This is a genomic window from Trinickia violacea, from assembly GCF_005280735.1.
GTDB classification, from domain to species: Bacteria; Pseudomonadota; Gammaproteobacteria; order Burkholderiales; family Burkholderiaceae; genus Trinickia_A; species Trinickia_A violacea.
Map to the genome: position 1 here is coordinate 4548767 of NZ_CP040077.1, position 24231 is coordinate 4572997.

Consider the following 24231-nt stretch of genomic DNA (forward strand, 5'->3'; position numbering starts at 1 on the left):
TAATGGATTGTCGGAGCCGGGCATTCGATGCTTCAGCCAGCCGGAACGGTATACCATCTTATTCGCAAAGATCAATGCGGCGCGGCCTCGGCAACACGCTGCGCTGCTCACTCAATGGAGACCCCAGGATGAATTCCGTGTTGTTCCGCAACGGCGCCTTGCTCGACCCCACCCAGCCCGAACTGCTGCCCGGCCACGACGTGCTGATCGAAGGCAAGGTCGTTCGCGAGGTGTCGGACAAACCGATCAAGAGCGCCAGCGCGACGGTCATCGATTTGAAAGGCAAGACGATCATGCCGGGCCTGATCGACTTGCACGCGCACATCGTCGCGATCGAGTTCAACCTGCCGCGCGTTGCGACGCTGCCGAACGTGCTCGTGACGCTGCGCGCGCTGCCGCTCATGCGCGCGATGCTGCGCCGCGGCTTCACCACCATCCGCGATGCCGGCGGCGCGGGCTTTCCGTTTAAAGAGGCCGTCGAGAGCGGGCTCGCCGAGGGTCCGCGCATGTTCGTCTCGGGCCGCGCGCTCTCGCAGACAGGCGGCCACGCCGACATGCGCTCCCGCCACGACTACCTCGCGCCCGACATGCCGTGCCAATGCTGCGTGCGCGTCGGTGCGCTCGGGCGCATCGTGGACGGCGTCGACGCCGTGCGCCGCGCCGTGCGCGAAGAGCTGCAGATGGGCGCCGACCAGATCAAGATCATGGCCTCGGGCGGCGTCTCCTCGCCGACCGATCCGGTCGGCGCATGGGGCTATTCGGAGGACGAGATCCGCGCGATCGTCGAAGAAGCCCGCGCACGCGACACCTATGTGCTCGCGCACGCCTACACGGCCGAGGCGATCGCGCGCGCGGTGCGCTGCGGCGTGCGCACGATCGAGCATGGCAATCTCATCGACGAGGCCACCGCGCGGCTCGTCGCCGAGCACAATGCGTTCGTCGTGCCGACGCTCGTCACCTACGATGCGCTCGCGAGCGAAGGCGAGAAGTACGGCCTGCCGCCCGAGAGCGTCGCGAAAGTCGAAGCGGTTCACGCCGCGGGCCTGCGCTCGCTCGAGATCCTGAAGCGGGCAGGCGTGAAGATGGGCTTCGGCACCGACTTGCTCGGCGAGGCACAGCGCTTGCAAAGCGATGAGTTCCGCATTCGCTCGGAGGTCCTGAGTCCGTTGGAGATCATCCAGAGCGCGACGCTCGTCGGCGCGGAAGTGCTCCGCATGACCGGCAAGCTCGGCCGCCTCGCGCCGGACGCGATCGCCGACGTGCTCGTCGTCGACGGCAATCCGCTCAAGTCCGTCGACTGCTTGCTTGGCCAAGGCGACCATATTCCGCTCGTGATGAAGGATGGGCATATCCATTTCAACGAGTTGGAAAGCGCTTGAGCGCACGCCGTCGCAGTTAAGAACCGCATGTCACGCAGGTAAGAAGAGGCCATACCGAAGCATCCTTTCGTTCACCGACCTTAGCAGGTGACGCCATGACATCGATTGCCGCCCGTATCGAGCGCATGCCGTTTGCGCGCTTTCATCGCCGCCTGCTGCTGATGGGCGGCCTCGGCTACACGTTCGACGCGATGGATGCCGCCGTGCTGGCGTTCCTGCTGCCGGTGCTGCGGCAGCAGTGGGGACTCACCAGCGTGCAGACCGGCGTGCTCGGCAGCGGCACGTTCATGGGGTATTTCTTCGGCGCGATGCTCGCGGGCATGCTCGGCGACCTGATCGGCCGACGGCGCGTGATGATGTCGGCGCTCGTCATCTATTGCGTCGCGTCGCTCGCGAGCGCCGTCGCGCACGACTGGCCGTTCTTCCTCGGCACGCGCATCGTCGCCGGGCTCGGCACCGGCGCGGAAAGCGCGATCGTCGCGCCGTTTCTTTCCGAGTTCGTCGCGCGGCGCTATCGCGGCGCGTTCACCGGCGCGCTCGCGGGCTTCTTCTCATTCGGCTTCGTCGCGGCGGCTTTGCTCGGCTACCTCGTGATCCCGGTCGCGCCCGACGCCTGGCGCGCCGTGATGGTGATCACCGCGCTGCCGATCGTGATGCTGCTCTGGTGGCGCCGCTCGCTGCCCGAGTCGCCGCGCTGGCTCGAAGCGCGAGGCCGGCACGACGAAGCGGAAGCGATCGTCGCGCGCGCGGAGGCGGAGCTCGCCGCCGAAGGCAAGACACTCGAAGCGACGCCCGAAGACGCCGCGCTCGCCGGCGCCGTGCCGGTGGCGGCGGCGCGCCGCGGGTCGGTGCTCGAAAACGTGAAGGCGCTCTGGTCGCGGCACCTTGCGCGCATCACCGCGATGACCTGGCTCATGTGGCTGTCGATCACCTTCAGCTACTACGCGTTCTTCACTTGGATTCCGGGCCTGCTCGTGCAAAGCGGGATGACCATCACGAAGAGCTTTTCGTATTCGCTCGTGATCTACATCGCGCAGATACCGGGCTACTTCACCGGCGCGTGGCTCAACGAAAAGATCGGGCGGCAAGCGACGATCGCGACGTACATGGTGCTGGGCGGCGCGTCGGCGCTCGGGCTTGCGCTCACGCACAGCGACTCCGGCATCCTGATGTGCGGCTTCCTGCTCTCGTTCTTCATGAACGGCACGTATGCGGGCGTCTACGCGTACACCCCCGAGGTCTTCCCCACCGACGTGCGCACGACCGGCGTCGGACTCGCGTCGTCGATCGGGCGTCTGGGGGCGATCGCGGCGCCGATCCTCGTCGGCTACGTGTATCCGATCGCGGGCTTTGCCGGCGTGTTCGGCGCGACCACGACCGTGCTCCTGATCGGCGCGCTGGCCGTCGTCGTGATGGGCGTGCAGACGCGCGGACGCTCGCTCGAAGAGATCGCGGCGGGCCAATTGCGCCGATGAAGGCGCACCGCCGCCATTCGGCAACTCCGCGCGGCGCCCCCGCGCCAAATCTTTCCTTAACCGCCAACCCGCACTGCTATAGTTTCAACCTGTTCCGCATGCAGCCCCTATTAAAGCGCACGGTTGCCGCCGCGCCGAAAGCCCGTTTCACGCCGCCCGCGTCCTCGGGTCACCCTTTGGTGCCGTTTGGCGCCATGTAGTGCTCTTTCGTGCCACACACCATGCTTAGTCCGGTCGGACTCATCGGCATCGCGATCCTTTCCTGCGTGATCAGCATGGCCGTGTTCGGTTCACTGCTGAAAGCCGCGATTCCCGGCCTGGCCCGCTGGTTTACCGCTTACGGGCTCGTCACCGTCGCCCTCGTCGTGCTCGAATTGCGCGGTCACGAGCGGGAGAATTTCGCGGCCATGGGCGCGAGCGCGTTGCTGTTGATCGGCGCACTCTTGATGCTGCAAGGCTGCCGGCAATTCTTCGGGCGTCCTCCTGTGCATGGGCTCGAGTTGGCCGGCGTCGGCGCCGTGCTGGTCGGTCTCGTCTATTGGACCTTCGTCGCGCCGAACCTCAGCGCGCGCGTCACCATGATGTCGCTGTATTTCGCGTACGCCCGCTTGGCGATCGCGTGGATGGCGTACCGCTACCGGCCGCTGCACCGCCCGCAGTACAGCTATCTGTTCGTTGCGATCACCGCGCTCGCGGGCGCGATCTTTCACGTGGCTCGCGGGCTCGCGTATTTCACCGGACTCTCACATCAAACCGTATTCTTCGAGCCCTCGCCGCTGAACATCGCCTTTCTCGCGCTCGGCATCCTGACGCTGCCGTTCCTGTCGATCGGCATGGTCATGCTCGCTCACGACCGCCTCGCCGAGCGCATGGAACGGCTCGCCACGATCGACGAACTGACCGGCGCGCTCGTGCGCCGCGCGTTCATCGCACGCGTCGAAACGCTGCTCGCCGCGGCGTGCGCGGGCAAACGCAAGCTGTCGCTCGCGATTCTCGACATCGATCACTTCAAGGCCGTCAACGACCAGCACGGGCACGCGGTCGGCGATCATACGCTCGCCCATTTCGTGTCCTTGCTCTCGCAAGGCATACGGCGCACCGACGTCATCGGGCGCCTTGGCGGCGAGGAGTTCGCGATTCTCTTCGTATCGGCCGGCAAGGCCGAAGCGGCAAGGCTGGTCGACCAGCTCAGAACCACCGTGACGGCATCCCCGGCGCCCGCCGGCTCGAGCGCGATCGCGTGCTCGTTCAGCGCGGGCGTCGACGAATTCGGCGACGGCGACACCTTGACGGCCGTCCTGGCGCGAGCCGACGCCGCGCTCTACGCGGCCAAGGCCATGGGACGCAATTGCGTGGTGGTCGCGCCATCGCCGGAAGGACTGAGCGTAGAGTGCATGGAGGCAGACTGATGAGCTTTGACGAGCATTGGGAACCGGTTATGACTTATCTCGACACCGCTGAAATCGCCGACTGGCACGCCCATGTGTACTTCGGCGCCGCGAGCCGCGACGCCGCCTGGGCGTTTCGAGAGGCGATCGAAGCGCACCTCGGCAACATCCTGAAGCTGGGCCGCTTTCACGAGCGCCTGGTGGGCCCGCATCCGCAATGGTCGTATCAGCTCGCCTTCGGCAACGACCACTTCGCCGAAATCTTCGCGTGGCTGACGCTCAATCACGGCGCACTCGACGTGTTCGTTCATCCCAACACCGGTGATTCGCTCCGCGATCATCGGGATTCGGCGGTGTGGATCGGGCGCTCGCATGAGCTGGTTTTGTCGGCGTTGGGAGACTAGCGATGAGCCGCGATTCCGTCGTCAATGTGCAAACCTTCGTCAACGAGCATCCGTTCTCCCGATTTCAGTGGCTCATCTTCGCCATGTGCACGGTCGTGGTCCTGCTCGACGGCTTCGACACCGCCGCGATCGGCTTCATCGCGCCCTCGCTCATCGCCGAATGGGGCATCGGCAAGCCCGCGCTCGGGCCGGTGCTGAGCGCGGCGCTGTTCGGCCTCGCGTGCGGCGCGCTGATCTCCGGGCCGCTGTCGGACCGGCTCGGCCGGCGTTCGCTCTTGACCGGCTCCGTCCTGCTGTTCGGGCTCGCGTGCCTGGCGTCCGCGTTTTCGTCGAGCATCGAGCAACTGACGGCGCTGCGCTTCGTCACCGGCGTCGGCCTCGGCGCGGCGATGCCGAACGCCGTGACGATGATGGGCGAGTTCTGCCCCGACCGGCGGCGCGCGACGATGGTCAACCTGATGTTCTGCGGCTTTCCGCTCGGCGCCGCATTCGGCGGCTTCTTGGCCGCGTGGCTGATTCCCCATTTCGGCTGGCGCAGCGTGCTGCTCCTCGGCGGCATCACGCCGATCCTGCTCGCGCTCGTGCTGCTCGCGAAGATGCCGGAATCCGTGCGCTACATGGTCGCCAACCATCACCCGGCCGAACGGATTCGCGCCGCGCTCATGCGGATTTCGGGCGACGCGGCGCAGGCGGTCTCGTTCGTCATGACCGAGACCGCGCCGGCGACCGGCGGCAAGGGCGCGGGCGTGGTGCTGTCGCGCGCGTACATCGTCGGTTCGGTGATGCTGTGGATCGCGTACTTCATGGGCCTCGTGATCTTCTACGCGTCCATCAACTGGATGCCGATCTTGCTCAAGGAAGCGGGCCTGAGCCCACAGCGCGCAACGCTGATTTCGGCGCTCTTTCCTTTGGGCGGTGTGGGGGCCGTCTTGAGCGGCGTGCTGATGGACCGCTTCAACGCGAACCGGATCATTGCCGCGTGCTATGCGCTCACCGCCGTCAGCGTCTATTTCATCGGACAGGCGGTCGGCAATGTCGGTGCGCTCGTGCTCGTGGTGTTCGTCGCCGGCGTGCTGATGAATACCGCGCAGTCGTCGATGCCCGCGCTCGCCGCCGCGTTCTACCCGACTCAAGGACGCGGCACCGGCGTGGCTTGGATGCTCGGCGTCGGCCGCTTCGGCGGCATTGCGGGTTCGTTCCTCGTCGCCGAACTCACGCGCCGGCACGTCACGTTTGCGGGGATCTTCGCGACGGTCGCCGTGGCCGGCGCAATCGCATGCGTGGCGCTGCTGATCAAGCAGATGGCGCGCCCCGAGATCGTGGGGGCACCGGCACTCGAGGCCGATTCCTTCGGTCACTGACGCCTGGCGAATCGCTGCAGCCCGACACGGCCCGCATGGCTCATTGGCGGGACGCAAAGCGCGACGCAAAAGCGTGACGCAAAAAAATGAGCCCTGTTCCGCGGGGAACAGGGCTCGTGTGGATGAGCCATATCGTGCAGGTGCGTGGAAGCTTGCCGACTTTCTCTCATCACGGGTGAAGCTGTTATTGCTTGAACGGCTTGCTTCGAATGGCCCGCGCCTTCTCCTCGTTACTAACCCCAACTGCAATTCAAATCGTGCTGCCTGTGCTGCCTGTTGCGTTGTGCTGCATCGTACTGCTTGTTGCCGATACTGCCTGACCTTCGACCGCGTGGTGCTGATACTGCGTGCATATCAAATACCGTTGCTTCGAAAACCTTTTCCTTCGACTACAACTGCTTGAACCGCTAGCACTGGTACGGGCAAAACCAACGCGGGGGGAATCCGCGCCGATGGGCTCAACAACTCGCTCCATGGAAATCATTGTAGGGAGTGAAGGCCCAAAGCGATTGGGCGATTCGAGGGCGATTTACACACCAGTTCGTCGAATTGCGGCGCCGCGCCGCTCAATGCCGCCGCAGCCGCTCGCGCACGCGTTTTGCCGCCAGGAGCGAGACGTAATCGAGGATGCGCGGCGCGCCCTTCGCGTATGGCGCCTACCCTTGCAACAGCGCTTCGCCCGCGCGAATGACGCGGCTCGAAACTTCGCGAGGGATGTGCAGCGTGTACTGCGGCAACGCGATCAGCACACTGATGCGCCGCAGAATCTGCCAGAAGACGCTTTCGAACGAGCGCGCGCGCTCGCGCTGGCTCATGCCTTCGGCGAGCGGGTCAGCGAAGCTCCACTCGTAGAACTCGGGCTCCCCGGGAAAATGCGGCGCGTGATATTCGGCAACGGAACTGTCCATGGCGATGACGAGGTCCATTCTCGGCGCCCATTCGCCCGTGAATTCCAGCCAGCTCCTCGGACCGAGCAGGTCCAGATCGGAAATGCCGGGCCGCAATTGCGCGAGCGCCAGTGGATGCACGCGTGCAGCGGGATCGGACCCTGCGCTGAACGCCTCGAATCGGCCGCCGCCCAGCTCGCGCAGTAAGGCTTCGGCCATGATGCTGCGTGCCGCGTTCTCTCTGCAGAGAAACAGCACATTATGTTTCTTGGTCACTGATTCGCCCCGTCATACGTATTTTTTGTAAACGGCATCTTGCCGAGCCAGTTTTGCACGTCGGTGACAGTGTTCCAAGCCAGAACTCGAGTGCACACGCTCGCAAACACCTATTCAAGATTTCCCGTTTCGTGCCGAGGCGAGGATTCTACGCTACCGCGCAATCATCAGACGGAATCGCGCTGTGCCGGGTTGCTTCACCACCGCGCGGACACGCGGAAGCCCATGCGTCCCCCTGCCACGGGAAGTGTCGCCTCGAAAATCGTATATACTGTTTTCACTGTTTTTTAGGGATTTGACATGAACACACCCGTCATCAAAGAGCCGACCAAGAAGAAGTTCCACTTCCCCAAGAGCGCCGAGCAAGCCGCGCCCGAAGCGGAAAAGCCGCCGGTCAAGGCACGCAAGGCCGCAGCGCCGAAGAAAGCCGCGGCAAAGCCAGCCGAAGCACGCAAGGCCAAGAAGGCCGACGCCGCTCCGGCACCTGCCCCGGCCGAAGAAAAAGCGCGCCGCGCCAAGAAAGAAAAGGTCGTGCGCGACAGCTTCACGATGCCGAAGTCTGACTACGCAAAGATCGACGAACTCAAGAAACGCTGCGTCGCCGCTGGCATTTCGGTGAAGAAGAGCGAGTTGCTGCGCGCCGGACTGCAAATGCTGGCGTTCGCTGCGGACAAGCGTCTGGTTGCGGCCGTTACCGCGCTGGAACCCGTTAAGACCGGGCGTCCCTCGAAGTCGTAAGGTCTGAAGGACGCGCGCAGTAAAACAAAAGGCGTCAAAGCAAACCGTCTGCTTTGACGCCTTTGCGCGGCTCACCGCATTCGACGCAGGCTTCCCAGCCTGGCCGAATGCGCCGTCGCGACGCTTATTCCACCGTCACCGATTTCGCCAAATTGCGCGGCTTGTCGACATCGGTCCCGCGCGCGCATGCCGTGTGATACGCAAGCAGCTGCAGCGGCACGACGTGCAGAATCGGCGATAACAGCCCGTAGTGCTCCGGCATCCGGATCACATGCAGGCCCTCGTCGTTGACGATCTTCGTGTCCGCATCGGCGAACACGTACAGCTCGCCGCCGCGCGCCCGCACTTCCTGGATGTTCGACTTGAGCTTCTCGAGCAGCGCATCGTTCGGCGCCACGGTCACGACCGGCATCGCTTCCGTCACGAGCGCGAGCGGCCCGTGCTTCAACTCGCCGGCGGGATACGCCTCGGCGTGGATGTACGAGATTTCCTTGAGCTTCAGCGCCCCTTCGAGCGCGATCGGATAGTGCATCCCGCGGCCGAGGAACAGCGCATTCTCCTTGCGCGAGAACTCCTCCGACCACGCGATGATCTGCGGCTCCAGCGCCAGCACGCTGTTCAACGCCGCCGGCAAGTGCCGCAGCTGCTTGATGTAGTTCGCTTCCTGCGCGGCATCGAGATGCCCGCGCTGCTTGCCGAGTGTCGCCGCCAGCACGAACAGCGCGACGAGCTGCGTCGTGAACGCCTTCGTCGACGCCACGCCGATCTCGCGTCCCGCCCGCGTCAGGAACGACAGCCCGGTCAACCGCACCATCGCGCTCGTGCCGACGTTGCAAACGGACAGCGTATGGCGATGCCCCAGGTCCTGCGCGTGCTTGAGCGCCGCCAGCGTGTCCGCCGTTTCGCCCGATTGCGAGATCACGACCACGAGCGACTTCGGGTTCGGTACCGAATCGCGATACCGGTATTCGCTTGCGATCTCGACTTGCGTCGGAATCTTGGCGATCGATTCGAGCCAGTACTTCGCGGTCAGCCCCGAGTAGTAGCTCGTGCCGCACGCGAGAATCAAGAGGCTGTCGATCTCGCCGAACACCGCGCCGGCGCCTTCGCCGAAGATCGAAGGATCGAAGGCTTCCGTTGCCGGGATGGTGTCGCTGATCGCACGCGGCTGCTCGAAGATTTCCTTCTGCATGAAGTGGCGATACGGGCCGAGTTCGACCGCGCCGCCGTAGGCCACGACATTGCGCACCTCGCGCTCGGCCGCCTGACCGTCGCGGCCGGTGATCTTCACGCCGTCGAGCGACAGCTCGCACACGTCGCCCTCTTCGAGGAAGATGAAGCGCTCGGTGCTGCCCGCGAGCGCGAGCGCATCCGACGCGAGGAAGTTCTCGCCGTCGCCCAAGCCCACGACGAGCGGCGAGCCCTGACGCGCGCCGACCACCGTATGCGGCTGGTCCTTATGGAGCACGGCGATCGCGAACGCGCCGTGCAGCTGCTTGACGGCTTCGCGCACGGCTGCGAACAGGTCGCCGGCATACAGGCTGTGGATCAGGTGCGTGACGACTTCGGTATCGGTCTGCGAGACGAACTCGTAGCCCTTGCCGCGCAGCATTTCGCGCAGCGACTCGTAATTTTCGATGATGCCGTTGTGCACGAGCGCCACCGTGTCGCGCGAGAAGATCGGGTGCGCGTTGTCGGTGACAGGCGCGCCGTGCGTCGCCCAGCGCGTGTGTGCGATGCCCGTCGCGCCGTCGAGCTTCGTCTCGTGCACTTGCGCGTCGAGATCCGCCACGCGCGCCACGCTGCGGGCGCGCTTCGGCATGCCGTCGGCCAGCACGGCGACGCCGCACGAATCGTAGCCGCGATATTCGAGGCGGCGCAGTCCTTCGACCAGAATGGAAACGATGTTACGTTGCGCTACCGCGCCAACAATGCCGCACATAGAGTGTGATCCTTTGCTTATGAATGTTCTGCGCCGCCAGCGTACATGACACCGGCGGCCGGCTCAGTTACCTGCCGGGCAGATCAGCTCTTCTTTTTTGTCGGGCGCACATAGCCGCCCTTCGACGTTTGCGTCTTGTCGTTCAGAACGAGCATGCCGTCGGGCACGTCCTTCCAGACCGTCGTGCCCGCCGCGATCGTCACGCCGCGCCCGACGCGCACCGGCGCGACGAGCTGCGTATCGGAGCCGACGAATACATCGTCTTCGATCACGGTGCGGTGCTTGAACGCGCCGTCGTAATTGCAGGTGATGGTGCCCGCGCCGACGTTCACGCGCGCGCCGATGTCGGCGTCGCCGATATAGGTCAGATGATTGGCTTTCGAGCCGTGTCCGAGCACCGCGTTCTTCACTTCGACGAAGTTGCCGACGTGCGCTTCGTCCGCGAGCGATGTGCCCGGACGCAGCCGCGCGTACGGACCGAGCACGACTTGCGCGCCGACTTGCGCGCCTTCGATGTGCGTGAACGCATCGATGCGCGTGCCCGCGCCGATCGCCGCATCGCGGATCACGCAGTTCGGGCCGATCGTCACGTTATCGGCCAGCGTCACGCGGCCTTCGAACACGCAGTTCACGTCGATCGAGACGTCGCGCCCGCATTCGAGCGTGCCGCGCACGTCGATTCGCGCCGGGTCGGCGAGCGTGACGCCGGCCGCGAGCAGTTCGGCCGCGACGTTGCCCTGATGCACGCGCTCCAACTCGGCAAGCTGCGCCTTGCTGTTCACGCCGAGCGTTTCCCATTCTTCGTCGGGCTGCGTCGTCACGATGTCGAAGCCCGCTTCGATCGCGCGCTCGACGACGTCCGTCAGGTAGTACTCGCCCTGCGCGTTGTCGTTCTTGAGCGAAGCGAGCCACATCGCGAGCTGCGCCGTCGGCGTCACGACGATGCCGGTGTTGATCTCGCGGATCTTCTGCTGCTCGGGCGTCGCGTCTTTCTGCTCGACGATGCGCTGAACGTACCCGGCCTGATCGCGAACGATGCGCCCGTAGCCGGTCGGATCGTCGAGCGTCACGGTGAGCACGCCATAGCGGCCTTCCACGGCCGCGTCGGTCAGGTGCTTCAGCGTGCTGGCCTTCGTGAGCGGCACGTCGCCGTAAAGCACGAGGGTGGGTTGCGACGGATCGAGGAGCGGCAGCGCCTGCTGGACCGCGTGTCCGGTGCCGAGCTGTTCGGTCTGCAGCGCAAACTGCACATCAGGCGCGGCGACGGCCTCACGGACCTGCTCGGCGCCATGACCGACCACCACGACGAGCCGCCCGGGCTTCAACGTGCGTGCGGTATCGATCACATGGGAGAGAAGCGGCCTGCCGGCCAGAGGATGAAGCACCTTGGGCAGCGCGGAACGCATCCGCTTGCCGGCGCCTGCCGCCAAAATCACGATGTTCATGGCATCGGCGAAGAGAGGAGTTTTGAGCGGGCCATTCTAGCATGTGGGTTGCGACGCCATCCCTTGCTATGAGGCCGCACGCACCCTCATTCCTCGGATTCGCGCCGGGCATCCGGAAGCGGCGGCGCCGGATGCCGCCGTGCGCTATCGGCTCGCCGCTTGCGCGCTGCGAATGGCCGTCAGGGACCTGCGCTGCCTGCCCTCGGCATCGAAGTTTTCCGGGGCGAGCCATTGCTCGAATTCCGCGCGCCGTGCGGGCCATTCCTTATCGATGACCGAAAACCACGCGGTGTCGCGGCTGCGCCCTTTGTAGACGATCGCCTGGCGGAAGATCCCTTCGAACTGGAAGCCGAGACGCGCCGCCGTCTCGCGCGAAGGCGCGTTCAAGCTATCGCACTTCCACTCGTAGCGGCGATAGCCGAGATCGTCGAAGACGTGCTTCATCAGCAGGTACTGCGCCTCGGTCGAGACCGTGGTGCGCTTGAGCAACGGCGAAAACGCGACGAAACCGACTTCGATCACGCCATTGGCCGGATCGATGCGCATCAGCGCCAGCGTGCCGACGGCGCGCTGCGTTTTCAGATCGATCACCGTGTAGTGCAGCGGATCCTGGCTGGCGGCGATCCGCTCGGCGTACTCGCGGTAGGCCGCGGCATCGGCGAACGGGCCGGACGACATGTAGGTCCAGTCTCGGCCGTCTGCGGCTTGGCGGTAGGCGTCGTAGAGATCGGCGGCGTGCTTCGACGCGTCGAGCGGCTCGAGCCGGCAAGCGCGGCCGTCGAGGGAAACGCGCGGCGGCTGCGGACGCGCGGTCCAATCGGGAACCGGTTCGCCGACGGGTTGCTGATAGGGGTTCGTGGTTGCCATGACCGATTCCTTGATTGAGTGAAGCGCGACGGCGCGTCGGACAACCCACAATTTACGAAAATCGTGGTGCTAGCGAAAGATCCACACCGCCCCACTTTCCTAGAACCACGACAGGCCCCCACACCGGTCGAAACGAGCGCATCATGCCCGACGGCCACAAGCGCAACTCCGTGCGCTTTTCCATCATCGATACCGAATGGCCGGACGTGAAAGCCATGCTGGAAAAGAAAATGGCGCGATAGGTATCGTTACGTATCGCGCCATCCGGGATCAGAGATCGTCGAACTGGACGATCGAAATCGGCTTGCCGCCGGGTCCGCCGATGCCTTCGGAAGCATCGGTCGAGCACGGCTCTTCGTCGAAGGCGATGTCGCCCGCCGGATCGGCCTCGCCCGTCGCGCGCAGGCTCGTGAACGGGAACAGGCCCGTATCCATCAAGTGCGACGGCACGACGTTCGACAGCGCGTTGAACATATTCTCGACGCGCCCCGGGAAGCGCTTGTCCCACTCGCGAATCAACGCCTTCATCTCCGCGCGCTTCAGGTTCGGCTGACTGCCGCACAGATTGCACGGGATGATCGGGAACTCGCGCAGCTCGGCGTATTTCTCGAGATCGGTCTCCTTCACATATGCGAGCGGGCGAATCACGATGTTCTTGCCGTCGTCTGATTGCAGCTTCGGCGGCATTCCCTTCAGCTTGCCGCCGTAGAACAGGTTCAGCAGCAGCGTCTGCAGGATGTCGTCGCGATGGTGGCCGAGCGCGATCTTCGTCGCGCCGAGCTCGCCGGCGACGCGGTAGAGAATCCCGCGCCGCAGCCGGGAGCACAGCGAGCAGGTCGTCTTGCCCTCGGGCACGAGGCGCTTGACGATGCTGTACGTATCCTGATTCTCGATGTGAAACGGGATGTCGAGCTTGGTCAGGTACTCGGGCAGCACGTGTTCGGGAAAGCCGGGCTGCTTCTGGTCGAGATTGACCGCGACGATGTCGAAATCGATCGGCGCGCGTTCGCGCAGACGCAACAGGACGTCGAGCATCGCGTAGCTGTCTTTGCCGCCCGACAGGCACACCATCACCTTGTCGCCTTGCTCGATCATGTTGTAGTCGCCGATCGCCTGGCCGACGAGGCGCGCGAGACGCTTGAAGAGCTTGTTGTTCTCGTACGCCTCTTTTTGCTCATGGCGTGTGAGCGCGCGGCGTTTTCCGGCTTCGGCGCCGCCGGCTTCGGCGCTGACTGCGCCGTCCGTCAGGATCTCAGAAGCGCTCATGCTCAGTCCTCTTTGATGCGGAAAACTTCGACGCCCACGGCGTCGCAGTCCGGATAAACGTCGGGCTTTTCCGTCGATACGGCCACGGCGCGCACGTGCGGATGGGCGAGCATCGCTTTCGCGACGTCGTCGCAGAGCGTTTCCTGCAGGTGGATATGCCCTTGCTCGACGCGCTTCGCGATCGTCGCGCGCATGAAATCGTAGTCGACGACTTCGCGCAGCTTGTCTTCCACGGGCGTGGACAGTGCAAGCGGCACGAACAGCTCGACGTTGATGATCACGCGCTGTTCGCCGCGCTTCTCGAAGTCGTGCACGCCGATGTTGATGTACACCTCGTAGTTGCGCAGGAAGAGCCTGCGGCAGTCGGCGAGCCGGGGGTGCGAGAGTGCGGCAACCATGTTCGTTCCAGTCTAAAAAGGGGCGTGGCGGGCACGCTAAATATTCGCTTGGGGCGACGCGGGGCTTCGATGCCTCCACGCGCCGTTCAACAGCTCAAGTCAAAAACATCACGTCGCGCGGCAGCGGCACGAGGTGCTGGCCGCCGTCGACGACGAGCGTCGTGCCGGTCACGCCCGGCGCGTCGGCGAGATAGCAGGCCGCCGCCACCAGATCCTCGGGCCGCGACGCGCGGCCAAGCGGCGTCACGCGGTGCGCGGCGGCGAAGCCTTCCGGCGTCTGGTCGGCGGACTGGAGCGTGAGCCCCGGCGCGAGGCCGACCACCCGCACTTTCGGCGCGAGCGCCTGCGCGAGCGTCACCGTCGCCGTCTGCAGCGCGGCCTTCGACAGCGTGTACGACAGATAGTCGGGATTCAGGTTATAGAGCTTCTGATCCAGCACGTTGATGACGACCGCGCGCAGCGTTTCGTCCTCGGCCGCCGACGCGGGCGTCGCGTCGTACAACGCGCGCGCCAGTGCGAGCGGCGCGCCGACGTTGATCGCCATCGACGTCAGCAGGTTGTCGTAAGCGACATCCTGCGCCGTGTCTTCCTCGAAGCGCGACGCGTTGTTGACGACGCAGGTCAGCCGGCCGAACGCCGCGACGCAGGCGGGGACGAGCCGCGCCACCTCGGCCTCGACGGCCAAATCGGCCTGCAGCGCCACTGCGCGGCGGCCGAGCGCACCGATTTCGGCGACGAGCGCCTGCGCTTCCTCGCGCGACGCGCTGAAATGCACGGCGACGTCCCAGCCGCGCGCCGCAAAGCCGAGCGCGAGCGCCCGGCCGATGCGGCGGGCAGCGCCGGTAATCAGCACGGCGCGCGAGGAAGCGGAAGCGCCGGGCTCGCCGGAGCGTTCTGCGGCCGCGCTGGAGCGTTTAGCGGCGGAATTGCCGGAAATGTCGAACGAGACGGTCATTTACAATGCCGGGATGAATCAAAAAGCTCACCAACCCGATAGTTTACCTGCTCCCGGTCCGACCGCGCTCGGCGCGTCCGAAAAGCTCGTCGCGCTAATCAGCGACGAGATCGCCGCGGCCGGCGGCTGGCTGCCCTTCGATCTCTACATGGAACGCGCGCTGTACGCGCCGGGACTCGGCTACTACAGCGGCGGCGCCGTCAAATTCGGGCGCCGCGCCGAGGACGGCAGCGACTTCGTCACGGCGCCCGAACTCTCGCCGCTCTTTGCCGCGACGCTCGCGCGCCCGCTTGCGCAGGCGCTCGAAGCGAGCGGCACGCGGCATCTGATGGAGTTCGGCGCGGGCACGGGCAAGCTCGCGGCGGGCCTGCTGGTCGCGCTCGACGCGCTCGGCGCCTCGTTCGACAGCTACTCGATCGTCGATTTGTCCGGCGAGCTGCGCGAGCGGCAGCGCGAGACGATCGAAGCCCAGGCGCCGGCGCTCGCGTCGCGCGTGCGGTGGCTCGACGCGCTGCCCGAGACGTTCGAAGGCGTCGTGATCGGCAACGAAGTGCTCGATGCGATGCCGGTGCGCCTGTTCTCGCACGCGGGCGACCTATGGCGCGAGCGCGGCGTTGTGTTCGATGGCGGCGCGCTCGCGTTCGAAGACCGCCCCGTGACCTCGCCGGCGGACGCGGCCTTGCTCGCCGAAACCGGAATCGCGGGCGACTACGTCACCGAAACGCACGAAGCGGGCCGTGCCTTCACGCGCACGATCTGCACGATGCTCGCGCGCGGCGCGGCGTTTTTCATCGATTACGGCTTTCCGCGCCACGAGTACTACCATCCGCAGCGCGCGCAAGGCACGCTGATGTGCCACTACCGGCATCGCGCGCACGGCGATCCGTTCGTCTACCCCGGCTTGCAGGACATCACCGCGCACGTCGAATTCACCGGAATCGCCGAAGCCGGCGTCGAAGCCGGCGCGGATCTGCTGGGCTACACGTCGCAAGCGCGCTTTCTGCTGAACGCGGGCATCACCGACGCGCTCGCCGAGTTCGATCCGAACGACGCCGCCCGCTTCCTGCCTGCCGCCAACGCTGTGCAGAAGCTGATTTCGGAGGCCGAGATGGGCGAGCTCTTCAAAGTGATCGCGTTCTCGCGCGGTATCGACGGCACGCTAGACGCCTTCGCGCGCGGCGACCGTTCCCACACGCTCTGAGTCTGGGCGACTCGCGATGATCCGCTGGCTCTTCACCACCTTCATCGCGGTCGCGATCCTGTCCGGCTCGTGGCCGTGGCTCAAGAAGATCGGCATCGGCCGGATGCCGGGGGATGTCACGCTGAGAATCGGCGGACGCCAGTATCCGTTTCCGTTTATGTCGACTTTGGTTGTGTCGATGGTGGTGTCGTTGTTGGTGCGGTTGTTTTGAAGCGCCGGACCGCTGGATCACCCCACCGCGATCACCCGCCCCACCGCCGCCACGCGCGCCTGATGCACCGCTTCCTTGATCCGCTCGGGCTGGCCCGCGCAGGTCTGCGCAACCGCGCCAGCATCGACCGCGCGCGCCGCGATCAGCGCGTCTCGTAGCCGCCCGGCTTCGGGAAACGCGTGCGTCTCGAACCCGAGCCGCCCGCGCGCATCCGACTCGCACGCCTGCAGGAATTCGGCAAAACGCGCCGGTTTGCGCAGCGCGTCGCTGCGCTCGAAGAGGCGCACGAGCGCGGCCGCGCCCATCTCCATCACGCGATGAATATTGCCGTGCTCGCGCGCGACCAGCAGCGCCAGCTCACGGCAATCGTTCGGCACGCGGAGCCGGTCGCAGAGCGGTTTCAGCAACTCGACGCTGCGCCCTTCGTGGCCGATGTGGCGCGGCAGCACGTCCTCGGGCGTCGTCGCCTTGCCGAGATCGTGGGTGAGCGCGGCGAAGCGCACCGTCAGCGCGTAGCCCTGCGCCGCCGCGTGGTCGACGACCATCATCACGTGCACCCCGGTATCGACTTCCGGGTGATAGTCCGCACGCTGCGGCACGCCGAACAGGTTGTCGATCTCCGGCAGAATGCGCGCGAGCGCGCCGCATTCGCGCAACACGCTGAACATCCGCGACGGCTTCTTTTCCATCAGGCCGCGCGATACCTCCTGCCAGACGCGCTCCGGCACGAGCGCGTCGACTTCGCCCGCCGCGACCATCGTCTTCATCAGTGCGAGCGTCTCGGGCGCGACGGTGAAGTCGTGAAAGCGCGCGGCAAAGCGTGCGAGGCGCAGGATGCGCACCGGATCTTCGACAAACGCCTCACCGACGTGCCGGAAAACCCGCGCGTGCAAATCCGCCTGACCGTCGAACGGATCGATGACCGGCCCAGTCAGCTCGCCGTCCGGACGCACCAAGCGCGCCATCGCGTTGACCGTCAGGTCGCGGCGCGCCAGGTCCTCCTCGAGCGTGACATCGGGCGCGTAGAAGAACTGGAAGCCGTGATAGCCGGCGGCGGTTTTGCGCTCGGTGCGCGCGAGCGCGTATTCCTCATGCGTGTCCGGATGCAGGAACACCGGGAAATCCTTGCCGACCGGACGGTATCCCTGCGCGACCATCTGCTCGGGTGTCGCGCCGACCACGACGTAATCGCGATCGGACACGGGCATGCCGAGCAGTTCGTCGCGAATCGCGCCGCCTACTGCGTAGATATTCATTCGTCTTGGTCGAGATAGGCGACGGGGTGCGGTTCGACCATTGCGTCTTCGATCCACGCGGCCACCGCCGGCAGCGCCGTGATTCGCGCCGCGTACGCCTGCGCCTCGTCGGACAGCTTCGGCGTGTACGTCCTGAAGCGCATCACGACAGGCACGTACATCGCATCGGCAATGCCGAACTCGCCGAACAGAAACGGGCCGCCGTGCTTGGCCAGGCACTCGCGCCAGATTGCATCGACGCGCGCCACGTCGGCGAGCGCGCCCGGTGTGGCGCCCTTGCCCGGCCGCTTCGCACGAATGTTCATCGACATCGACGAGCGCATTTCGCCGAACCCCGCGTGCATTTCGGCGCACACGCTGCGCGCGTGCGCACGCGCCGCCGCGTCGCGCGGCCACAGCGCGTGTTGCGGGTAGCGCTCGGCGAGCGTCTCGACGATCGCGACCGTTTCCCAGACCGAGCCGCCGTCGTCGCCGACCAGACACGGCACCTTGCCCGACGGCGAATGCTCGAGAATGCGCGCATTCGTATCGGGCTCATTCAACCAGATCACGACTTCCTCGAACGGAATGCCGAAATGCTTCATCAATACCCACGGACGCATCGACCACGACGAATAGTTCTTGTCACCGATTATCAGCTTCATGTTCTAGGCAAGAGGCAGGTTGGATGGATGGACAGACACGTCAGCGGCCCGCATGGGCGCGAAACGCGTTGAAGCGTGAACGCAACGACGCGCCGCTCAGATACACCGGCGCGATGACATCGATTCCGACCGGCTCGACGCCCAATTCCGGCGCGAGCGGGCCGTGCATCACGCTGTCGATCTTCATCGAGTCGAGATTGTCCCGCGTGAGCATCGGCTCCCCGGGAAGCATCTCGAACGAAAGCGCCTGAAGCCGCGCGAGCGTGTCCGGCAAGCGGACGATGCGGGCCTCGCGGCCGATCGTTTCGCCGCAAAACTTCACCAGTTGCTCGAGCGTGTACACCGCCGGGCCGCCGAGTTCGTAAGTATGCCCGCCCGCGGCATCGAGATCGAGCACGTTGACGATCGCCTTCTCGACATCGCCGACGTAGACCGGCTGGAACTTCGCGTCCGGCTTGGCGAGCGGGATCACGGGAAACATGCGCTGCAGGAACGCAAACGTATTGAGGAACGCGTCCTCGGGGCCGAACACGACCGACGGCCGGAAAATCGTCCAAGCCAGCGCCGCCGACGCGTGCACGGCCTTCTCTCCGTCGCCTTTCGAACGCAGATACATGCTCGGCCCGCGCGGATCGGCGCCGATCGCGCTCACGTGAATCAGCCGGTGCACGCGCTTGCCTTCGCAAGCCGCGACGATCTTCGACGGCAACTCGACATGCAGCTTCGCGAACCCGGGGCCATAGGGATCGCCTCTGCCGCCATGCAGCGTGCCGACGAGATTGACGACCGCGTCCGCCCCCTCGACGAAGCTCGCGAGCTGAACGGGATCGAAGACATCGGCTTCGATGACGTCGACCGGGAGGAGCGTGAGATGACTCGCGTTCTGGCGGCGGCGCGTGGCAATTCGCACGTCTTTGCCCGCGGCGATCAGCGCGTTCGTGAGATGGCTGCCGATGAAACCCGAGCCGCCGATGAGGGCAATGCATTGATGTCGCATCTTCGACTCCCTGGGTGGAGAGACGGCGCTGGCGCTAAGGCCGATCGCCGCGCGGTGCCTGACGGCCCGCGCGGCGGCGATGCGTACTGCGCGTCAGGGCATGATGTAGCCGAGCCGCTCTTTCAGCGATTGCGGCTTGCCTTCGAACAGCGCCGCGTAATAGACCGTGTTCGACAGCACGTTCTTGACGTAGTCGCGGGTCTCGTTGAACGGAATCGTTTCCGCGAAGATCGCGCCTTCCACGCCGCGCGAAAGGTTGGCCTTCCACTGGCGCGGACGGCCGGGACCGGCGTTGTAGCCGGCCGTGGCGAGCACGGCGGAACCGTCGAATTGATTGTAGATCATCGACAAATAGTTCGTGCCGAGCAGGATATTGGTGTTGATGTCGTTCATCTGGGCTCGCGAGAGCGGGCCGAGGCCGATCTTTTTCGCCACCATCTGCGCCGTGCCCGGCATCAGCTGCATCAGGCCGCCCGCACCGACTTCCGAACGCGCGTTGATGATGAAGCGCGACTCCTGACGAATCAGGCCGTAGGCCCATTCGACGTCGAGCCCGTTGGACTGCGCGTCGCGCTCGACGATATCGCGGAACGGCGACAGGTAGCGCAGCGAGAAGTCGTGCTCGACCTGGGTGCGGTCGGCGGTATTGACGGTGCGGTCATACAGCTCGATACGGCGCGCGTACTCGGCGGCGGCGAGAAGCTGGCGATCGGTCATCTGGCGCAGCGGCCAGTTCCACTCGCGATTGCCTTCGAGCCGCAGATTCAGCGCGAAGAAGCGCTGCGCGAGCGCGAAGCCCGGCGTCTGGGACGCTTGCTCCACTTCTTCGTCCGTCACTTTGGTTTGCGGCGGAATCGTGATCTTCTGGCCGAGTTCCTCGGACGCGAGCTGACCGTAGAAATTGAAGTTCCCAGCGATTTGCTCGAAGTCCTGGTTGGCGTTCACGGTGTCGCCGAGCTGTTTCAAGGCGCGCCCATGCCAGTAGACCCACGCCGGACGCGCGCGCAGCTCGGCCGGCATCTGTTCGATCGACCAGCGCACCATCGTCCAGTCGCCGGCGAGCAGTGCGCTGCGCACGCGCCACTCGTAGGCCGGATACGAAAGCGGCGCGTTCGCCGACAGCCGGAACCAGTCGACCGCGCCCGAAACCTGCCGTGCCGCCGCCTGATAGGCGATCGTGCCCCAGCCGATCGCGCGCTCGGGCGCGGCGAGCGACGGCGCCACCGCCGCGAACGTGGCAGCGGCCGTGGCCGGGTCGTTGGCCGCCATGCGTGTGATGGCGACCAGCGCCAGCTGATGCGAGGTCGAATCGGACGTCACGCCCTTGGCGAGCAAGAGCGGCGGCGTGGTGGTGGCCTGCTGGAAGAGCGTCGGGTCGGGCGCGGCGGAACCGAGCGCATCGACGAGCTTGCCGCCCGTCGCCGTTTGGCCTTGCTCGTACGACAGACGGATCTGCTGCCAGACGTCGTTCGGCGTGAATTGCTGGCTGCCCCCGAGCGCCGTGATCAGGTCGACGCAACCGTCGCCGTACCACTTCGGCTCGACCAGCAGCACGCGCGCCGCGTCGGCAACGTTCTCGCCTCGCGACATCTTCGATTCGAGCGCGTAGCACTTCACTTGCGTGTCGTCGTTCAGCACGAAGCGCGCATATTGCGCGTCGAAGTTCTTCCAATCGTGACGCGCGCCGAGCACGGCGAGGTAATCGTTGCGCAGACGGTCGGCGATCGCCGTGCCGTCGTAGCGCTGCAGGAAGGACAGCACCGGCTCATCCGGCGCGTCGAGCTTCGCGTGCCCCGAGCCGTCGAAAAGCTGCGGCTTGATCTGGAAGTATTCGAGATACGTCGGCGCCGGGTAATTCGGGATCATGCTCGCCAGCTGCGCCGCGCGATCGGGATCGTTGTTGCGGGCGGCCTCACGCAACTGGATGAAAATCTGATCGTCGCCGGAGAGCGGGGAGAGGGGGGCGGGACGCACGGCGGAAGCCGTGCCGCACGCGACGAGCGTCGCAGCGGCAAGAGCAAAACTGACCGCGCGATATACTCGGTGAAGTCGATTGAACATCGTTATTTCTGCGTTGTTTCTGGAGCACAAAATTGAGCGAAAGCATAGCACGCAACCCCGCGTCAAAACGCAAAGGCGAGCTGCGAAAAACACTGCTCGAAGCGCGTAAAACCGCGATCTGCGCGCCTGACAGCCATGCCGCGCTCGGTGCTCGTATCCGCGAAATTCTGGAACACTTTGCACCGCGCGTCGCCGGTTTTTACTGGCCGCTGCCCGGCGAGTTCGACGCGCGCGAATCGCTGGCTCTTTGGCTCTCGCTCGACGCGCATCGACAGGCCGCGCTGCCCGTCATTCCGGATATCGGCACGGCACTCGAATTTCATGAGTGGTCGCCGGGCGCGCCGATGAAAATCGGCCATCATCGGATTCCCGAGCCGGAGTCGGCGCGCGTGCTGATGCCCGATCTGCTCCTCGTGCCCTGTTTGGGGTTCGACGACGTCGGCTATCGGCTGGGCTACGGCGGCGGCTATTACGACCGCACGCTTGCGGCTTGGCCGGGGGCGTCCAGGCCGGTCACCGTGGGCATCGCCTTCGAGGCGTGCAGGACGAGCGCGCTGCCGCGCGAGGCGCACGACGTGCCGCTCGATGCGATCGTCACAGAGACAGGAAGGTACTTCAGCGCGCCGAAAACGGTTTTATAGCGACGCCGCTGCCCTCGCCGCGGTGTCGTACAAGCCAGACGCGTTGCGCATCAGCTGCGCGGCTTCGCCGATCTGCTCGTTGGTCAGGCCGCTTTCCTTGAGCGTGGCGATCAGGCAGCTCTCGCGTACCTCGCGGTACTTGATGCAGAGGTCGCGTCCCGCCTGGGTGGCGGAAAAGAACACTTCCTTGCCTGTCTTTTCGCTTTTTACGTACCCTCTAGTCACCAGCTTCTTCAGAGCGTACGTGGCGACGTGCGTGTCTTCGATATTCAGCACGAAGCAAATGTCCGCGAGCTTCTTCTTGCGCTCGCGATGGCTCACGTGATGCAGCAGCGAGACTTCGATCGCCGTCATGTCCTTCGCGCCCGCGGCCGACATGCAGCGCACCATCCAGCGGTTGAACGCGTTGCTTGCCATGATGAGGCCATATTCGAACTCGGATAATTCCGCACTCGTATCAGAGACGAGATGTTCCGATGAAACGATCTTGGTCGGGTGACGCGACATGGTCGGCGGTTTTCAAGATGAAAGTGGGAAGTGCCGGAAGTGTACGACGCGTGCAAGTCGTCGCGCTCCTAGCAAAAACGCTTATTGGGAATATCTCAATATTTTATCGACAATGTATCCTAGCGACCTTGGCAGCTTTGCATGGAATCACGCCCGGTTCGCCTCAGGGCCGCCTTCGTCCACTCACTCTTCATACCGATGAGCCAACCGCGTATCTACCCGTTCGGCGACACCGCCCTGGTCTGCGAGACGCCGCCACCCGCGACGCTCGATCGCCAGCGGCGCATCTGGGCCGCGGCCGAAGCCGCGCGGCAATGGCCGCACGTGGTCGAAGTCGTGCCCGGCATGAACAACCTGACGATCGTGTTCGACCCGCTCGCCACTGACGCCGAGGCGCTCGCCGCCGAACTTGCCGCCGCCATGGAGCGCGAGCCGGGTGCGGCGGCAGCGGGCCGCGAAGTCGAGGTGCCGGTCGAGTACGGCGGCGAGTTCGGGCCCGATCTGCTCGCAGTCGCCGAGCACACGGGGCTCACGCCGGACGAAGTGGTCGAGCGTCACGCGGCGGGCGACTACGTCGTGTTCTTCCTCGGCTTCCAGCCGGGCTTCGCCTACCTGGGCGGGCTCGCGGACGCCCTGCACACGCCCCGGCGCGCAGCGCCGCGGCTCGAGGTGCCGGCCGGGTCGGTCGGCATCGGCGGCGCGCAGACCGGCATCTATCCGGCGGCGGCCCCCGGCGGCTGGCAGTTGATCGGCCGCACCTCGCTCACCCTGTTCGATCCGGCGCGCACGCCGCCCACGCTGCTGCAGCCGGGCGACCGGGTGCGCTTCACCGTCGCGGGGCTCCATCGATGATCGACGTCATTCGCGCGGGGCTTCTCACGACGATTCAGGATCTCGGACGGCCCGGCTGGCGGCACCTCGGCATCGCGCTCGGCGGCGCGCTCGACACGCTCGCGCTCGAAGTCGGCAACCGCCTCGTCGGCAACCGGCCGCAGGCAGCGGCGCTCGAAGTGACGATGGGACCGACGGTCCTGCGCTTCGCGCGCGCGACGCGCGTCGCGATCACCGGCACCGAGTTCGGTTCGACGCTCGACGGCAAGCCGGTCTACTCGTGGTGGAGCCTGCCGGTGAAGGCCGGCCAGGAACTGATCTTGCACGCCGCCAAGCGCGGGATGCGCGCCTATGTCTGCGTCGCGGGCGGCATCGACGTGCTGCCGATGCTCGGCTCGCGCAGCACCGATCTCGGCGCCCGCTTCGGCGGCCTGGGCGGCCGGGCGCTAAAGGATGGCGACCGCCTGCCGATAGGCAACCTATTCGCCAACGGCAGGAGCGTATCGCCGGAGGCGCCCGAGTTCGGCGTGAAGGCGCCGGCCTGGTGCCGCTTCGTGCTGTTCGCGCACGAGCCGGTGCGGCGCGGCAAACATGGGCTGGGCGCCGACTGGGCCGTGCCGATCCGCGTCTTGCGCGGCCCGGAATACGACAGCTTCACGGCGGACGCGCATGACGCCTTCTGGACAGACGAATGGGTGGTGACGCCGAACAGCAATCGCATGGGCTACCGCCTCGCCGGCACGCAGCTCAAGCGCACGCAGCCCGGCGATCTGCTCTCGCACGCGGTGCTGCCGGGCACGATCCAGGTGCCGCCCAACGGCCAGCCGATCGTGCTGATGAGCGACGCGCAAACCACCGGCGGCTACCCGAAGATCGGCGCGGTGATTCGCGCGGACCTCTGGAAACTCGCGCAGGTGCGCCTGAACGGCAGCATCCGCTTCATCCCGACAACGCAAGAAGAAGCGCTCTACGCGCTCCACGAAGAACGGGCGTATCTGCGGCAGATCGATGCCGCGATCGCCATGCATGAGGAGCGGCTGCGCAAAGAGACGCGCGCCGCCTAGGGCCTGTTCGCTCGGATAACAGGCCATAGCATCACCA

The 24231-nt window shown here is 65.6% G+C and carries 23 protein-coding genes and 2 pseudogenes; 12 read left to right on the forward strand and 13 right to left on the reverse strand.

The features are described from left to right. Nucleotides 1-128 precede the first annotated feature (128 nt). The 5 genes from FAZ95_RS20840 to FAZ95_RS20860 all read left to right on the forward strand — a co-directional run bounded on the left by FAZ95_RS20840 (nt 129) and on the right by FAZ95_RS20860 (nt 6007). Complete coding sequence (locus FAZ95_RS20840; RefSeq protein ID WP_137334169.1) at nt 129-1379, forward strand: metal-dependent hydrolase family protein; 1251 nt, start codon at nt 129-131, stop codon at nt 1377-1379. A gap of 95 nt (nt 1380-1474) precedes the next feature. After that, the gene (locus FAZ95_RS20845; protein ID WP_137334170.1) at nt 1475-2854 is read left to right on the forward strand and encodes an MFS transporter; all 1380 of its coding nucleotides are present in this window, start codon (nt 1475-1477) and stop codon (nt 2852-2854) included. 221 nt (nt 2855-3075) lie between these two features. Next, on the forward strand, nt 3076-4263 hold the full coding sequence (locus tag FAZ95_RS20850) for a GGDEF domain-containing protein (RefSeq protein WP_137334171.1): 1188 nt from the start codon (nt 3076-3078) through the stop codon (nt 4261-4263). 29 nt (nt 4264-4292) lie between these two features. After that, nucleotides 4293-4646 carry a DOPA 4,5-dioxygenase family protein gene (locus tag FAZ95_RS20855; RefSeq protein WP_137334651.1) on the forward strand — a complete coding sequence of 118 codons (354 nt, stop codon included), beginning with the start codon at nt 4293-4295 and terminating at the stop codon, nt 4644-4646. 2 nt (nt 4647-4648) lie between these two features. Next, complete coding sequence (locus tag FAZ95_RS20860; RefSeq protein WP_137334172.1) at nt 4649-6007, forward strand: MFS transporter; 1359 nt, start codon at nt 4649-4651, stop codon at nt 6005-6007. A 566-nt stretch (nt 6008-6573) separates the two neighbouring features. On the opposite strand, the gene FAZ95_RS20865 is transcribed toward FAZ95_RS20860, so the two are convergent. Next, nucleotides 6574-6636: a DUF3562 domain-containing protein gene (locus FAZ95_RS20865; RefSeq protein WP_137334652.1), complete on the reverse strand. Its 63-nt coding sequence runs from the start codon at nt 6634-6636 to the stop codon at nt 6574-6576. A gap of 27 nt (nt 6637-6663) precedes the next feature. After that, nucleotides 6664-7170 (reverse strand): arsenate reductase ArsC, encoded by a 507-nt coding sequence (locus tag FAZ95_RS20870; RefSeq protein WP_137334173.1) that lies wholly within the window; start codon nt 7168-7170, stop codon nt 6664-6666. 300 nt (nt 7171-7470) lie between these two features. Between FAZ95_RS20870 and FAZ95_RS20875 the strand changes: the two genes are divergently transcribed. Then, nucleotides 7471-7908 carry a hypothetical protein gene (locus tag FAZ95_RS20875; RefSeq protein ID WP_137334174.1) on the forward strand — a complete coding sequence of 146 codons (438 nt, stop codon included), beginning with the start codon at nt 7471-7473 and terminating at the stop codon, nt 7906-7908. Between the two features lie 124 nt (nt 7909-8032). On the opposite strand, the gene glmS is transcribed toward FAZ95_RS20875, so the two are convergent. The 3 genes and pseudogenes from glmS to FAZ95_RS20890 all read right to left on the reverse strand — a co-directional run. Continuing rightward, nucleotides 8033-9850: a glutamine--fructose-6-phosphate transaminase (isomerizing) gene (gene glmS / locus FAZ95_RS20880; RefSeq protein WP_137334175.1), complete on the reverse strand. Its 1818-nt coding sequence runs from the start codon at nt 9848-9850 to the stop codon at nt 8033-8035. A gap of 83 nt (nt 9851-9933) precedes the next feature. Beyond that, nucleotides 9934-11295, reverse strand: coding sequence for a bifunctional UDP-N-acetylglucosamine diphosphorylase/glucosamine-1-phosphate N-acetyltransferase GlmU (gene glmU, locus FAZ95_RS20885; protein WP_137334176.1), 1362 nt, complete (start codon nt 11293-11295; stop codon nt 9934-9936). 147 nt (nt 11296-11442) lie between these two features. Continuing rightward, nucleotides 11443-12162: pseudogene (locus FAZ95_RS20890) on the reverse strand (GNAT family N-acetyltransferase); the annotation flags it as partial. Nucleotides 12163-12290: 128 nt separating this feature from the next. On the opposite strand from FAZ95_RS20890, the pseudogene FAZ95_RS20895 reads away from it, so the two are divergent. After that, a pseudogene (locus tag FAZ95_RS20895) lies at nt 12291-12404 on the forward strand (GNAT family N-acetyltransferase); the annotation flags it as partial. Nucleotides 12405-12432: 28 nt separating this feature from the next. Here FAZ95_RS20895 and ttcA read toward each other — a convergent pair. The 3 genes from ttcA to FAZ95_RS20910 form a co-directional block, all read right to left on the reverse strand. Further along, nucleotides 12433-13428 carry a tRNA 2-thiocytidine(32) synthetase TtcA gene (gene ttcA / locus FAZ95_RS20900; RefSeq protein ID WP_137334178.1) on the reverse strand — a complete coding sequence of 332 codons (996 nt, stop codon included), beginning with the start codon at nt 13426-13428 and terminating at the stop codon, nt 12433-12435. Nucleotides 13429-13430: 2 nt separating this feature from the next. Further along, nucleotides 13431-13826 carry a dihydroneopterin aldolase gene (locus tag FAZ95_RS20905; protein WP_137334179.1) on the reverse strand — a complete coding sequence of 132 codons (396 nt, stop codon included), beginning with the start codon at nt 13824-13826 and terminating at the stop codon, nt 13431-13433. A gap of 94 nt (nt 13827-13920) precedes the next feature. Beyond that, nucleotides 13921-14781, reverse strand: coding sequence for an SDR family oxidoreductase (locus FAZ95_RS20910; protein ID WP_137334180.1), 861 nt, complete (start codon nt 14779-14781; stop codon nt 13921-13923). Between the two features lie 13 nt (nt 14782-14794). On the opposite strand from FAZ95_RS20910, the gene FAZ95_RS20915 reads away from it, so the two are divergent. Both FAZ95_RS20915 and FAZ95_RS20920 read left to right on the forward strand, forming a co-directional pair. Beyond that, nucleotides 14795-15982, forward strand: coding sequence for a class I SAM-dependent methyltransferase (locus tag FAZ95_RS20915; RefSeq protein ID WP_137334181.1), 1188 nt, complete (start codon nt 14795-14797; stop codon nt 15980-15982). A 16-nt stretch (nt 15983-15998) separates the two neighbouring features. Further along, complete coding sequence (locus tag FAZ95_RS20920; protein WP_137334182.1) at nt 15999-16193, forward strand: DUF2905 domain-containing protein; 195 nt, start codon at nt 15999-16001, stop codon at nt 16191-16193. A 17-nt stretch (nt 16194-16210) separates the two neighbouring features. Here the strand turns inward: FAZ95_RS20920 and FAZ95_RS20925 are convergent, their stop codons facing one another. The 4 genes from FAZ95_RS20925 to FAZ95_RS20940 form a co-directional block, all read right to left on the reverse strand. Continuing rightward, entirely contained in the window at nt 16211-17449 is a 1239-nt protein-coding gene (locus FAZ95_RS20925) for a multifunctional CCA addition/repair protein (RefSeq protein ID WP_137334183.1), read from the reverse strand. Beyond that, nucleotides 17446-18093, reverse strand: a complete 648-nt coding sequence (locus FAZ95_RS20930) for a glutathione S-transferase family protein (protein ID WP_137334184.1) — start codon at nt 18091-18093, stop codon at nt 17446-17448. Before FAZ95_RS20930 ends, FAZ95_RS20925 begins: the two co-directional genes overlap by 4 nt. 40 nt (nt 18094-18133) lie before the next feature. Further along, on the reverse strand, nt 18134-19090 hold the full coding sequence (locus FAZ95_RS20935; RefSeq protein WP_137334185.1) for a complex I NDUFA9 subunit family protein: 957 nt from the start codon (nt 19088-19090) through the stop codon (nt 18134-18136). Between the two features lie 93 nt (nt 19091-19183). Beyond that, complete coding sequence (locus FAZ95_RS20940; RefSeq protein WP_137334186.1) at nt 19184-21151, reverse strand: lytic transglycosylase domain-containing protein; 1968 nt, start codon at nt 21149-21151, stop codon at nt 19184-19186. 32 nt (nt 21152-21183) lie between these two features. On the opposite strand from FAZ95_RS20940, the gene FAZ95_RS20945 reads away from it, so the two are divergent. After that, complete coding sequence (locus tag FAZ95_RS20945) at nt 21184-21792, forward strand: 5-formyltetrahydrofolate cyclo-ligase (RefSeq protein WP_137334187.1); 609 nt, start codon at nt 21184-21186, stop codon at nt 21790-21792. Here the strand turns inward: FAZ95_RS20945 and FAZ95_RS20950 are convergent. Next, complete coding sequence (locus FAZ95_RS20950) at nt 21787-22299, reverse strand: winged helix DNA-binding protein (RefSeq protein ID WP_137334188.1); 513 nt, start codon at nt 22297-22299, stop codon at nt 21787-21789. The two genes, FAZ95_RS20945 and FAZ95_RS20950, sit on opposite strands and share 6 nt — an antisense overlap. Before the next feature lie 198 nt (nt 22300-22497). Here FAZ95_RS20950 and pxpB point away from each other — a divergent pair, with 198 nt between their 5' ends. Together pxpB and FAZ95_RS20960 are read left to right on the forward strand one after the other, a co-directional pair. Beyond that, a complete protein-coding gene (pxpB, locus tag FAZ95_RS20955) occupies nt 22498-23151 on the forward strand; it encodes a 5-oxoprolinase subunit PxpB (RefSeq protein WP_137334189.1) in 654 nt (217 codons plus the stop codon). Then, nucleotides 23148-24194: a 5-oxoprolinase subunit C family protein gene (locus tag FAZ95_RS20960; RefSeq protein WP_137334190.1), complete on the forward strand. Its 1047-nt coding sequence runs from the start codon at nt 23148-23150 to the stop codon at nt 24192-24194. The genes pxpB and FAZ95_RS20960 overlap by 4 nt, the downstream gene beginning before the upstream one ends. Nucleotides 24195-24231 lie beyond the last annotated feature (37 nt).